We start from the raw sequence: 13,622 nt of genomic DNA on the forward strand, positions 1-13,622 counted from the left end.
TTGTTTAACTTATCTTTGATAAAATAGTTCGACAAAACTAACTATTTTTGTTATGTCCAACAATAAAAAAACCAGCGATATGAAAACTAATTACTTATCCGGCCGAAATGTATCCATTTATACACTATTTGGATTAGTAGGACTTTTGGCTTCTTCCTGTGGTTCTTATCAGAATTCATCTTATTATGAGAATGACGGCGTTTACGGTTCATCTGAAAGACCCAGAACAGAAGTGCAAAACAAATACAGCGAAGAAAATGTAGCACAGTCTAACAAATACAAAGAGTATTTTGGTTCGTATCGCGATGAGTATCCGGATAACGAATCTTTTACAGATGTGGAAAACTATTCTTCACAAACGAACGATTCAACCCAAACCAACAAACAGAATTATGCCGGTTGGGGAGACAATTCCGATAATATCACTATAAATTACTACAACAACGATAACTGGGGATGGAACAGTGGCTGGTACTGGAATTCTTGGTATTCCCCAAGCTGGAACTGGGGATGGGGATGGAACTCTTATTACGGAAGCTACTGGAATGTTGGCTGGGGATGGAATTCTCCATATTACGGTTGGGGATGGGGATATCCTTACTCCTATGGCTATTATGGTCCCGCATACGGATATGGCTACCCTTATTACTACGGAGGTCATTACCACAATGTTGCATACAATAACGGCCCACGAGGCGGCAGATATTACCGTGATTCCTACCGAAACGATTACAGTGGCAGAAGAAGCTACAGTACTGATAGCTACAACGGCGTAAGACCAAGAAACAGCTTTTCAAATTCGGTAAATCCGCGTAACCCGCGCAGCACTTTCGCAACCCCTAGAGGCGGCACAAGAAACGATGCTCAACAAGGGGTAAATCCTCGACCAAGAAATAATAATTACCAAAATCCAAGAGGAAATCAAGGTAATCAAGCTACGGGCACACCAAGATCTAATCCAAGAAGCTACAGCGAACCAATAAATACGCCTTCACCAAGAAGTTACAGCGAACCGAGAAGCAGCTCACCAAGAAGCTACAGCACTCCAAGTTCCGGAGGCTACTCAAGCCCTAGAAGCTCAGGATCATCCGGAGGAAACTTTGGCGGCGGCGGCGGACGTTCTGGAGGACGAAGATAATATACCCTTTCCCAAGTCTTTAAAACAGAGGCTTGGGATTTGTATTGTACAATCGATAAACAAAACATCATGAAAAAATATTTACTTTCAGCTTTAATTTTAGCGGCTTCTCTGGAAATTACCGCACAGGAGACTACGGTTTCCGATGCCCTTCGTTATTCGATATCCGACCTAAACGGAACGGCTCGTTTTAGAGGATTGAGCGGTGCTTTCGGTGCTGTTGGAGGTGATCTTTCGGCTATAAATGTAAACCCGGCAGGTTCATCCATTTTCAATTACAACTCCGCCACCGGTACCATCAGTAATTTTAATACCAAAAACAATTCCAGCTATTTCGGAACAAACACCAGTGATAACGAAAGTGCATTCGATATCAATCAAATTGGCGGTGTATTGGTTTTTGGCGACAAACAAGGTAAAAGCAATTGGAAAAAAATTGCAGTAGCCATCAATTACGAGAACACAAACAACTTCGACAACAATTTTTATGTAAGAGGTACCAACCCAAATTCATCTATTAGTAATTATTTCTTAAACTTTGCCAATACCGGAAATAATGGTGGTATAATCCCCATAGATTTGGTAGAACTTCAACCCGGAGAAAGTATTTCTGAATTGTACACTTATCTAGCTTCCTTCTCTAACGGTTTTGCAGCGCAACAGGCTTTTTTGGGATACCAGGCCTTTCTTTATGATTACAACGACGGAGTAACTCCCGATCCAGACGTACCCGATAACGCACCTTATTACATGTCCAATGTCCCTGGAGGAAGCTTTTATCAAGAAAACAGAACATCAACAACCGGATACAACAGCAAACTAACCGGAAATATTTCAGCAGAATACAACGAAAAATTACATATCGGCTTAAACTTAAACGCACATTTCACAGATTACAGAGTGAATTCCGTTGTGTATGAGCGAAATAGCAACAACCCCGCTTTAGGAGTACAACAAATACAATTTGAAAATGAAATTTACACTTATGGAGGCGGTTTTTCATTCAACTTGGGAGCTATTTTAAAAGTATCCAAGGAATTTAGAATTGGTGCGGCATACGAATCTCCTACCTGGTACCACCTAAATGATGAACTTACCCAAGGTTTAGTCGCCACCAGTCATGACGGCAGCAACACCTTCACCGATGCTGTTTACCCTCAGGTTACCAATGTTTATGAACCATATAACATACAAACTCCCGGGAAATTAACAGGAAGTCTGGCGTACATTTTCGGTAAAAACGGATTCATCAGTTTTGATTATGGCCGAAAAGATTACAGCCAAACCAAATTCAGACCTCAAAACAGCGACACTTTTAATGCTCTAAATTCTGAAATAAGCAATAGTCTGACAGCTGCTAACGAATTCCGTATTGGAGCGGAGTACAAAATCAAACAAATTAGCCTGAGAGGCGGTTACCGCTTTGAGGAAAGTCCATACAAAGACAAACAGAAATTTGATGATTTAAAAGGTTATTCCGCAGGGCTTGGTTTTAATTTTAAAGGATCACGACTTGATTTAGCGTATTCCTATGCAGAACGTGATTCTCAAATGAGACTGATCAGTTCCGGCATGAATGACACGGCTAAAGTGACTACTAAAAACAACAACGTTTCGCTTTCGTATACTATTGATTTCTAACAATCAACACTTAATATTCTAAAAGCTGCTTCTTACGGAGTGGCTTTTTTTATTCCTAAAAGATTGCCCCCAGCCCCGACAGTAGTGGCATCCTTTTACTTTTTGATCAAAAAAAGTAAACGATAAAACGGATGGCGGGACCGAACCCTTAAAAAAATCCCAAACGATGGTGCTCCTAATTATAAAAAGCGTAATTTTGCGCACTTTCTTAAAATAAGTTTCGTAAATATATGAGAACCAAGTCATTAAAGAAGAATAAAATTAATGTTATCACTTTAGGATGTTCGAAAAACACCTACGACAGTGAAGTTTTGATGGGGCAACTGAAAGCCAATGGCAAAGAGGTTGTGCATGAGCAGGAAGGAAATATCGTGGTGATCAACACTTGTGGTTTTATTGACAACGCTAAAGAAGAATCGGTGAATACGATTTTGGAATATGCCGATAAAAAAGAACAGGGCTTGGTAGACAAAGTATTCGTAACCGGCTGTTTGAGCGAGCGTTACCGTCCGGACTTAGAGAAAGAAATCCCGAACGTAGACCAATATTTCGGAACCACTGAATTGCCTTTATTATTAAAAGCATTAGGTGCGGATTACAAACACGAACTAATTGGGGAACGTTTGACCACCACGCCTAAAAACTACGCCTATTTAAAGATTTCAGAAGGCTGTGACCGTCCTTGCAGCTTTTGTGCGATTCCTTTGATGCGCGGTAAACACGTTTCCACACCAATCGAAAATTTGGTGATTGAAGCGGAAAAATTAGCCAAAAACGGTGTAAAAGAATTAATTCTGATTGCTCAGGATTTAACCTATTACGGTTTAGATTTATACAAAAAGAGAAACTTAGCCGAGCTTTTGGAAGCTTTGGTAAAAGTTGAAGGTATTGAATGGATTCGTTTGCACTACGCCTTCCCTACCGGTTTCCCGATGGAAGTGTTAGAGCTGATGAAGCGTGAGCCGAAAATCTGTAATTATATTGATATTCCGTTACAGCATATTGCTGACAATGTATTGAAATCAATGCGTCGCGGAACGACTTACGAAAAAACAACCAACTTGTTGAAAGAATTCCGTGCGGCGGTTCCGGAAATGGCCATCCGTACGACTTTGATTGTGGGTTATCCGGGTGAAACCGAAGAAGATTTCCAGATCCTGAAAAACTGGGTGGAAGAAATGAAATTCGAACGTTTGGGATGTTTTACCTATTCGCACGAAGAAAATACCCATGCTTACAGTTTGGTGGATGATGTTCCGGATGAAGTAAAAAAAGCGCGTGCAGCTGAAATTATGGACATTCAGGCGCAGATTTCATGGGATTTGAACCAAGAGAAAATCGGTCAAACTTTCAAATGTATCATTGACAGAAAAGAAGGACAGTATTTTATCGGAAGAACTGAATTCGACAGCCCGGATGTGGATAACGAAGTGTTAATCGATGCCGCGAAATTCTATTTAAAAACCGGTGATTTTGTAAATATTACCATTACTGATGCAACAGAGTTTGATCTTTACGGAGAACCTCAAGCTTAACAATATCTCAAAAAACAAAAAACTCCATTTAGCAATAAATGGAGTTTTTTCATTTAAATACTAACCTCTATTACTTAACTATCCCTTTGAATGTTAGTGTTTTTGGTGTTTGTTCTGCATTGGTTGTAACGGTAACCGTTTTGTTAAACGGTCCTTTTGCAGCGGCATTATAAATCGCTTTTATCACTCCTGATTTCCCCGGTGCGATAGGCTCTTTAGTATAATCCGAAGCGGTACACCCACATGAAGGTCTTACATTTGTAATGATTACCGGTGTTTTACCCGTATTCTTGAATTCAAACTCAATTACTTTTGGTGTTCCTTGAGGAATTTCACCAACTTCAATAGCCTCGCTTTTCCAGCTGATTACAGAACCTACAACTTCTTTAACGATTCCGTTCTTAACTGGATTAACTGAAAATGACATTAATCCTAATGTTACTGCCAATAGGCCAAGTGTTACTGTTTTTTTCATGATTTTACTTTTTTGGTTGAATAATTTGATTTTTGGGTTCGTTGTATTGAACAATTCAAAAGTAGCACTATGTAATTCAGATGGCTGTTAACCGGTTTCAAATGTTTGTTAACGACTTGTTAACGGTAGCATTGCATCTAAATTTTGACTAATATTACAGTGCATAACATCAAAGCTGTGAGAATTACCAAACTGAACGTTAGCATTGTTTTAGGACTGATTGCCATCATCGGCATTTTAGTTTTACAATTACTTTGGACGAAAGAAGCCTTTAAACTGGAAGAGAAGAAGTTCAGTCAGAAAGCCCACATCGCGCTGTTAGAAGTTGCTAAAAAGCTATACGAAGGCACTAATAATGATTTACCATCCGATTACCCGGTTCAAAAAGTATCCAACGATTACTACATCGTAAATGTTGATAATGATTTCGAACCTGAAATACTGGAATATTATTTAAAAACAGAGTTTGAAAAGGTAAACATTGCCACCGATTTCGAATACGCCATGTACAATTGCCAGAGCGATGAAATGGTATACGGAAATTACGTTTCGTTTTCCGACAAATCCAAATCGAAACAAACCGTTCATTTTCCGAAACACAAAAACTTAGTTTATTATTTTGCCGTTCGTTTTCCAAATGAAACGGGTTATTTGTTCAGTTCCCTAAAATTCTGGTTTGTCCTTTCTTTGGCATTGATTGTTATTTTATTGGTTTATGTGTATTCTATCTTCACACTTTTACAGCAGAAAAAATACTCGGATTTGCAACGGGATTTCATCAACAACATGACCCACGAATTTAAAACGCCGCTTTCGTCCATTCTCATCGCCTCCAATTATCTGAGCAAACACGAATTAATCAAATCCGATGAAAAACTGGAGAAATATGCGGATATCATTGTCAATCAAGGCCATAAACTCAACCATCATATCGAAAAAATTCTGAATATTGCCAAATCCGATACTTCACCGATGCTACTCGATAAAAAGGAAATTTCAGTCCGTCAGGTTATTGAAACGGTCATTGAGAACATTCAGCTTAAACATCCGGAAGCAACTCTTGAACTTTTATCCAACGAAGATCATCACATTCTTGCGGATGAATTCCATTTTTCAAATTTGATTTACAACCTCATCGACAATTCCATAAAATATTGCGAAACCAAGCCTGTTATCAAAATTCAAATCGCTCAAGATTTCAAACAGCTTAGGATGAACTTTACCGACAATGGTTTAGGAATTCCACCCAAAAAACTGGCCTTCATTTTTGATAAATTCTACCGTATTCCGAACAGTAAAAGCAACGAAGTAACCGGTTTCGGATTGGGATTATACTATGTAAAGAAAATATGCCTGCTGCACAAATGGAAGATCAGCGCTAAAAACAATTCCGATAAAGGCATTACCATTTCACTTTTAATACCAAACGACAATGGCTCCCTATAAAATTCTATACGCCGAAGACGACGAAACGCTCGCCTTTTTAACTCAGGACAATCTGGAACAGCAGCAGTATGCCGTAACGCATTGTAACAATGGCAATTCCTGTTTGGAAATTTTCAGGAAAGAATCGTTTGACATTTGCATACTCGACATCATGCTCCCTAAAATGGACGGTTTCGAACTGGCTACCGAAATACGAAAACTGAATTCCGATGTTCCGATTATTTTTCTTTCGGCTAAAACGCTGAAGGAAGACCGTATAAAAGGTTTACGCTTGGGTGCCGATGATTATTTGGTAAAACCGTTCAGCATCGAAGAATTACTGCTGAAAATAGAAATATTCCTGAAACGTTCCCAAAAAAACAAAACGGAAGACAATACCTTCTACACCATCGGAAAATATAATTTTGACGCTAAAAACTATCTGATTTTCAACGAAACCGAAAAAATAAGCCTGACTCAAAGGGAATCTGATTTGCTGAAATTATTTCTCGACAACAAAAACAAAGTACTCAAACGGGAAGAAATTTTAAAAGCACTTTGGGGTACCGACGATTATTTCATGGGACGAAGCCTTGACGTTTTCATCTCCCGTCTTCGCAAAATACTGATAAACGAAAAAGGAATCTCCATCGAAAATTTACACGGTATCGGATTTAAGTTTCAGCTCAATGAAACATAGAATTTACAAATTGCCTCTTCATGACAAATATCATATAATTTGATTTTAGAAAAAGGGAACTTTAGGTATAATTTAAAACTGATACCTTTATGATTACAAGACACATCCTAACCGAAGAGTTTCCAGAGTTCGCACAAAAAATTCACAACTTAAAAACAGAAGACAACCACTTTAAAAAACTATTTCAGGAGTTTGACGATTTAGATCACGAAATTTACCGCATTGAAGCCGACGCCGAACCCGCTTCCGATGACGCACTGAATGAATTAAGAACCAAGCGCGTGCATTTAAAAGATACCATTTACAGTTATCTGCAACAGAATTAAAAATAAAAACCGCCATTAAAGGCGGTTTTTATTTTATGATTACAAAGGAATGTTTCCGTGTTTACGTTTTGGCGTGTCCACCACTTTGTTTTCAAGCATCTTAAACGCTTTGATTAATTTTCTACGCGTGTCTTGTGGGAAGATTACCTCATCGATAAAACCACGCTGTGCCGCACGGTAAGGATTGGCAAATTTCTCAGCGTATTCGGCTTCTTTTTCCAACAATTTCGCAGCAGGATCGGCCGCTTCAGCAATCTCTTTTTTGAAGATGATTTCAGACGCTCCTTTTGCTCCCATTACCGCGATTTCCGCTCCCGGCCAAGCAAAGTTCATATCTGCTCCGATGTGTTTCGAGTTCATTACGTCGTAGGCACCACCGTAAGCTTTTCTGGTAATTACCGTTACTTTCGGAACCGTCGCCTCACTTAACGCATACAACAATTTCGCTCCGTGCACGATAATTCCGTTCCACTCCTGATCCGTTCCCGGTAAGAAGCCCGGCACATCCACCAACACTAACAACGGAATGTTGAACGCATCACAAAAACGGGTAAAACGCGCCGCTTTAATTGAACTGTTCACATCCAAACATCCGGCTAAAAACATTGGATTGTTTGCTACTACTCCAACGCTTTTTCCTCCGATTCGGGCAAAACCAACGATAATGTTTTCAGCATAGTTTTTATGGATTTCGAAGAAACTTTCCTCGTCGATGATGGCGTTTACCACATCGTGCATATCGTAAGGCTTGTTCGGATTGTCCGGAACAATGTTGCTCAATTGCTCGCGAAGTTCTTCTCCTAATTCATAAGGCAAATCTTCGGTAACTTCAGTATTGTTTTGCGGAATATAGCTTAACAATCGTTTTACGTCTTCCAAACATTCCACATCATTGGCAGAAGTTGTGTGTGCTACTCCCGATTTTGTCGAATGTGTTGAAGCGCCTCCCAATTCTTCAGAAGTCACTTCTTCATTGGTTACGGTTTTCACAACGTTGGGCCCGGTTACGAACATATACGAAGTGTTTTCGACCATCATCGTAAAATCCGTCATCGCTGGAGAATAAACGGCTCCACCGGCACAAGGTCCCATAATCGCAGAGATTTGAGGAATTACTCCGGAAGCCTGAACATTTCTGAAGAAAATATCAGCATATCCACCCAAAGAACGAACACCTTCCTGAATACGGGCACCACCGGAATCATTCAAACCAATCATTGGAGCACCTACTTTCAAGGCCATGTCCATCACTTTACAGATTTTCTCAGCATGCGTTTCCGACAAAGCACCACCAAAAACGGTAAAATCCTGTGCAAAAGCATACACTAAACGACCGTTCACGGTTCCGTAACCTGTGATAACCCCATCGCCTAAATAATGCTCTTTATCCATACCGAAATCTTTGGTACGGTGCGTTACAAAAGCGCCGATTTCCTCAAACGAACCTTCATCAAAGAAATATTCGATACGCTCGCGGGCGGTTAGTTTTTTCTTGGCATGCTGGGTGGCAATTCTTTTTTCACCGCCTCCTAATTTGGACTCGGCAATTTTCTTATTTAATATTTCGAATTTATTTGATTCCATAATTATAAGTGTGTTGGTAAGCGTAAGATTTTTTGATCCTCTAAATACTGTTTCAAAGCCACATAAGCAGCGATTTCCGCTTCCTTATCCATTTGAGCTTTCAACACTTCACTGTCGTAGTATTTCTTAACGAAATGCGTATCGAAATCCCCGGAACGGAACGCTTCGTGCTCCATTACAAAAGTTCCGAACGGCAAGGTCGTGTGAACGCCTTCAATTTTATACGCTTTAATCGCTTCGATCATTTTCTGAATGGATTCTTCACGGGTTTTTCCGTACGTGATCAGTTTGGAAAGCATCGGATCATAATAAATCGGCACTTCCATACCTTCTTCGAAACCATCGTCTACGCGGATACCCTCGCCTTCTGGCACTTGGTACACCTCCAACGTTCCAACATTTGGCAAGAAATCGTTTAACGGATCTTCACAGTACACGCGCAATTCCATCGCGTGACCGGTAATTTTTAAATCTTCTTGTTTGATATCCAAAGCTTCACCACGAGCTACGCGGATTTGCATTTCCACTAAATCCATTCCCGTAATCATTTCGGTAACTGGATGTTCCACTTGCAAACGCGTGTTCATCTCCAGAAAGTAGAAGTTTTTGTTTTCGTCCAAAAGGAATTCCACGGTTCCTGCACCCAAATAATCACACGATTGAGCAACTTTCACAGCAGCTTCTCCCATCGCTTTACGGATTTCGGGAGTTAAAACTGATGAAGGCGCTTCCTCCACCACTTTCTGGTGACGACGCTGGATCGAACATTCTCTTTCAAATAGATACAGGATGTTCCCATGACTGTCTGCCATTACCTGAATTTCGATGTGACGTGGTGAACCCACATATTTTTCAATGAAAACCGAACCGTCTCCAAAGGCCGAAACCGCTTCACTGATCGCGCGGTTCATTTGAGATTCGAATTCTGCTTCGTTTTCCACCACTCGCATTCCTTTTCCACCACCACCGGCAGAAGCTTTGATCAAAATAGGAAAACCAATTTGTTTGGCTACTTGTTTTGCTTCTTCAATATCAGTGATTGCTTTGTCAACACCCGGAACCATTGGGATATCATAGGCTTTCACAGCGTCTTTTGCCGCTAACTTACTTCCCATTATGTGGATCGCTTTCGATTTTGGTCCGATGAACGTAATGTTGTTCTTCTCGGCTAATTCGGCGAAATCGGCATTTTCACTCAAGAAACCGTAACCCGGATGGATTCCGTCTACATTAAGTGATTTGGCCACTTCGATTATTTTATCTCCTAACAAATACGACTGATTGGAAGGCGCTTCTCCAATACAAACCGCTTCATCGGCAAACTTTACATGCGGTGCATTTCTGTCGGCTACGGAATACACCGCTACCGTTTTGATTCCCATTTTGCGAGCCGTTTTCATCACGCGTAAGGCAATTTCCCCACGGTTGGCAACTAATATCTTTTTCATACTATTCGAATTCGATTAACAATTGACCTTTATCTACTGCCTGATCTTTCGTAACCGCAATAGCTTTGATAACTCCGTCTCTTGGGGAAAGGAAACTGTTTTCCATTTTCATCGCTCCTAAAATCAGGATTGGATCGTTTTCTTTTACTTCCTGTCCTACTTCCACATTGATTTCAAGGATTAAACCCGGCATTGGTGCCTTAATGGAGTTGACTTGTTTAGTAGCTCCAACAGCAAATCCCATTTCTTTGATGAGCTGATCTAATTGATTCGCGATATCGACTACATAATCGGTATTGTTGATGCGTACCGTATATTTTTTGGTATTAAAATCGGCATTTACGATTTCAGCATGATATGGGACATTGTCTTTTAACACATGGTATTGAGAGTTTCCCAGTGCCAAAGCATCGACAGAAGCGGCATCGGCATCCGACACATCGACGGTAACTGTTTTGTTTACAGTAATTTTATAAGTTGCACTCATTCGGTTAATTTTTATCGGTCGTAAATTTAGACAAATAATCTGAAACTTTTTTTTAACAATTGGTGAGGAAAATCCACAATGAGTTTTTGACATCAATTAATAATATTGCCCTGTCAACGTAAAAACAATAATATGATTCCGGAAAGTTTATCAATAGTAGAGCGACAGATTTTAGCAAACCAGTTCCGAATCCTTTCAAAAATGGAAAGCGATCCTCAGGATTACGAAACCAAAATAGAAATTCTTGAGAACGGCTACACCGAACAATATTACGAAGTTTTCGATGTTAATACCGATGAAATTCCTTTGGAAATCTGCGAGGAAACAAGTCAGATATTAAACATGTACCGTCGAATTAATAACTGTATCAAAAAGTTATCGGAAAAAGAAAGAACTGAACTCAATCTGGAGAAAATTGCTTTTGAAGGTTTTGATGTAAAACGTGATTTTCACTTTCAATACATGACTTTCATGATCGAAAAAATGAACCTCTGGAGAGAATACAGAAATCTTTACCTTGATTCACGAAGCCGACTCTCTTTAATGAAATACAGGAAAATGCTGGAATACCAAAATTATCTATTGGACAATGATCAATATGACCTTACAAAAAGCAACCTGAAAAAATTAATTGCCATACTTGAAAAAGAAACTTTGCCTTTGGTGAAGTAATTATCCGCCATCCAGATCAGTTGTTATTTAAATTTGGGAAGGAAATCCGGTGTTAAGCCGGATTTTTTTATTTTTTTTCAGACAGGTGTTTTTTTAGGAGTAAAAAAAGACTCTCCTTATTGATGGGTTTAGAAATGTAATCTGTAAAACCGGCCTTCATTATCTCGTTCACTTCTTCCAAAGTGGAATATGCTGTTTGGGCGATAATCGGGATTTTTTTATCTTTCTTCCGGATGGCAAGTGTCGCATCATAACCGCTTAACACCGGCATTTTAATATCCATAAGAATTAAGTCAATGGTATTGTTTTTTGCTAACAAGATGGCTTCTTCACCATTTTTGGCTCGAATAATGTTGTAATGCTTTAATTTCATTATTTTTTCCAATAGCAGGAAATTGATGTTGTCGTCTTCGGCTATCAGAATGGTTTCAGAACCGTCTATTTCTTTTATATCGATTTTCTCTTCAACCTCAACTCCCTTCTTATCAGATTCATCAGGTTTATAGGGAATTGTAAATTTGAAAACAGAACCTTTACCAAGTTTTGATTTCACCAATTCGATTTCTCCTCCTAACATTTCCACGTAGGCTTTTGAAATGGACAACCCAAGTCCCAAACCTCCAACTTTTATGGAATAATCGCCTTCCACCCTTTTGAAACGGTCAAAAATGATGTCGTGGTGTTTTATATCGATTCCCAACCCGGTGTCTTCAATCCGGAATTCGATCTTTTTGGTCTCTTTGTTAAGATAATAACCGAAACGTACAAAACCTTCATCTGTAAATTTTATAGCATTGGTTATCAGATTGATAATAATCTGTTTCAGCTTAATTTCATCGGTAATTATGTTGTGTTTTAAGGGAAGGGTGCATTCCGTTATTATGAAATCGATGGCCTTATCTTTAGGAATCGTAATTTTTATGGATTTGTATAGCTCGTGAACACAATCTTCAAGATTTACACTGCCGTAATTAGGCGTTATCAATTTGGAGTCAATCCGTGACATTTCAATTAAATCGTCTATAATAGAAACCAAATTGGAGCCACTTTGATCAATAACATCTATATATTCCTTACGTTCTTCGTCGGTTAAATCTTTGTTTTTGAGCAAATCGGCAAACCCTACAATGGCATTCATGGGCGTTCTGATTTCATGGGACAAATTCGTGAGGAACGAAGCTTTTAACCTATTGCTTTCTTCGGCTTTTTCTTTTGCAATTTCAAGCTGAACTTTTTGAGCATTGTTTTCAAAGAAGAGATTGCCAATGTAACCGAACTCACCCGGTATCTTCCGCAATAATGCAATAGATTTTTTATTTCCGGTTTCAAGAGTTTTAGTAATCAGTCGTAGAGGAAGATAGAGCCATTTTCTGCTATAAAAAACAGTAATCACCAGATTAATCATGAAAACAGCAAGAATGATATTCAGGATTGTTTTTGCTTTGGCAAAACTAACCGTGAACGGACGGTTGAATTGCATTTGAGCAACCGTATTATTTTCCCAGTCTCTTAATTTGGTAACAACTTCTATGTCATTAGGCGTTTCCTCAATCGGATGATTTTTATCAAGAAATACAATTTTGGATCCGCTTATTTTTTCAAGGTCTTTAATATAAGAGTCTTCAAGCAGTCTCCCCATTATAAAATAACCTGCAGGTTCTGTTTTCGTCTTTAAGGGATCGTTAGAAGGGTGTATTGTCGCCCCGAAAACCTCTACTACTCCTTCGGGCGTCTGCGTGTAATACTTGATGTATTTTTTTTTGTATAATTTATTCAGAAAACCCTCTGTAACCAGGCTTTGTGTTTTAAAATTATTCCGCGTTGCATGACCTACCAGTTTATTTTTCAGGTTATAAACCCCCAAATACTCAACTCTGTATACATCTATAGCACTTCCGATGGATTGGTAAAACCATTTTTGATTCTCATTCCTGGTAAATTTCACCAATTCGTCCCAATAAGAAATATCCGAAATTATGGAAACATGGGATTCTGAATTCAGGATTAAAAGGGAATTAACTTCTTTTTCAAACTGATATGCAGACGATTTACGTACTTCTTTCTCTTCCTTCAGAATGTAGTAATACAGCGAAAACAATAAAACAATAAAGGAAAAACTAGATAGTGTTATCAGCAGCAATGATTTAGAATAAGTCGATAAATTATTCGCTTTAAGCATTATACCCAATTT

The 13,622-nt window shown here is 39.1% G+C and carries 12 protein-coding genes; 7 read left to right on the forward strand and 5 right to left on the reverse strand.

The features are described from left to right. The first annotated feature begins 79 nt into the window (after window positions 1-79). From ABGT15_RS07305 to rimO, 3 genes are all read left to right on the forward strand, one after another. Window positions 80-1,138 (forward strand): hypothetical protein, encoded by a 1,059-nt coding sequence (locus ABGT15_RS07305; RefSeq protein ID WP_367230777.1) that lies wholly within the window; start codon window positions 80-82, stop codon window positions 1,136-1,138. A gap of 69 nt (window positions 1,139-1,207) precedes the next feature. Continuing rightward, window positions 1,208-2,779, forward strand: coding sequence for an OmpP1/FadL family transporter (locus tag ABGT15_RS07310; protein WP_367230778.1), 1,572 nt, complete (start codon window positions 1,208-1,210; stop codon window positions 2,777-2,779). A 230-nt stretch (window positions 2,780-3,009) separates the two neighbouring features. Then, the gene (rimO, locus tag ABGT15_RS07315) at window positions 3,010-4,314 is read left to right on the forward strand and encodes a 30S ribosomal protein S12 methylthiotransferase RimO (protein ID WP_367230779.1); all 1,305 of its coding nucleotides are present in this window, start codon (window positions 3,010-3,012) and stop codon (window positions 4,312-4,314) included. Window positions 4,315-4,384: 70 nt separating this feature from the next. Here the strand turns inward: rimO and ABGT15_RS07320 are convergent, their stop codons facing one another. Next, window positions 4,385-4,789, reverse strand: a complete 405-nt coding sequence (locus ABGT15_RS07320) for a DUF1573 domain-containing protein (protein ID WP_367230780.1) — start codon at window positions 4,787-4,789, stop codon at window positions 4,385-4,387. Window positions 4,790-4,933: 144 nt separating this feature from the next. Between ABGT15_RS07320 and ABGT15_RS07325 the strand changes: the two genes are divergently transcribed. From ABGT15_RS07325 to ABGT15_RS07335, 3 genes are all read left to right on the forward strand, one after another. Then, window positions 4,934-6,235: a sensor histidine kinase gene (locus ABGT15_RS07325; protein WP_367230781.1), complete on the forward strand. Its 1,302-nt coding sequence runs from the start codon at window positions 4,934-4,936 to the stop codon at window positions 6,233-6,235. Continuing rightward, window positions 6,222-6,914: a response regulator transcription factor gene (locus ABGT15_RS07330; protein WP_367230782.1), complete on the forward strand. Its 693-nt coding sequence runs from the start codon at window positions 6,222-6,224 to the stop codon at window positions 6,912-6,914. Before ABGT15_RS07325 ends, ABGT15_RS07330 begins: the two co-directional genes overlap by 14 nt. Window positions 6,915-7,003: 89 nt before the next feature. Continuing rightward, window positions 7,004-7,240, forward strand: a complete 237-nt coding sequence (locus ABGT15_RS07335; protein WP_367230783.1) for a YdcH family protein — start codon at window positions 7,004-7,006, stop codon at window positions 7,238-7,240. Window positions 7,241-7,279: 39 nt separating this feature from the next. Here ABGT15_RS07335 and ABGT15_RS07340 read toward each other — a convergent pair whose 3' ends face one another. Genes ABGT15_RS07340 through ABGT15_RS07350 form a run of 3 tightly spaced genes read right to left on the reverse strand, consistent with a single transcriptional unit; the run spans window position 7,280 to window position 10,759 of the window. After that, the gene (locus ABGT15_RS07340) at window positions 7,280-8,824 is read right to left on the reverse strand and encodes an acyl-CoA carboxylase subunit beta (protein ID WP_367230784.1); all 1,545 of its coding nucleotides are present in this window, start codon (window positions 8,822-8,824) and stop codon (window positions 7,280-7,282) included. A gap of 2 nt (window positions 8,825-8,826) precedes the next feature. After that, window positions 8,827-10,272 (reverse strand): acetyl-CoA carboxylase biotin carboxylase subunit, encoded by a 1,446-nt coding sequence (gene accC / locus ABGT15_RS07345; RefSeq protein ID WP_367230785.1) that lies wholly within the window; start codon window positions 10,270-10,272, stop codon window positions 8,827-8,829. Between the two features lies 1 nt (window position 10,273). After that, window positions 10,274-10,759 carry an acetyl-CoA carboxylase biotin carboxyl carrier protein subunit gene (locus tag ABGT15_RS07350; RefSeq protein ID WP_367230786.1) on the reverse strand — a complete coding sequence of 162 codons (486 nt, stop codon included), beginning with the start codon at window positions 10,757-10,759 and terminating at the stop codon, window positions 10,274-10,276. Between the two features lie 132 nt (window positions 10,760-10,891). On the opposite strand from ABGT15_RS07350, the gene ABGT15_RS07355 reads away from it, so the two are divergent. After that, window positions 10,892-11,431 carry a YfbU family protein gene (locus tag ABGT15_RS07355; protein ID WP_367230787.1) on the forward strand — a complete coding sequence of 180 codons (540 nt, stop codon included), beginning with the start codon at window positions 10,892-10,894 and terminating at the stop codon, window positions 11,429-11,431. A gap of 67 nt (window positions 11,432-11,498) precedes the next feature. Here the strand turns inward: ABGT15_RS07355 and ABGT15_RS07360 are convergent, their stop codons facing one another. Further along, window positions 11,499-13,610 (reverse strand): response regulator, encoded by a 2,112-nt coding sequence (locus tag ABGT15_RS07360; protein ID WP_367230788.1) that lies wholly within the window; start codon window positions 13,608-13,610, stop codon window positions 11,499-11,501. Window positions 13,611-13,622 lie beyond the last annotated feature (12 nt).

It is taken from the genome of Flavobacterium enshiense, assembly GCF_040750275.1.
Taxonomy (GTDB): domain Bacteria; phylum Bacteroidota; class Bacteroidia; order Flavobacteriales; family Flavobacteriaceae; genus Flavobacterium; species Flavobacterium enshiense_B.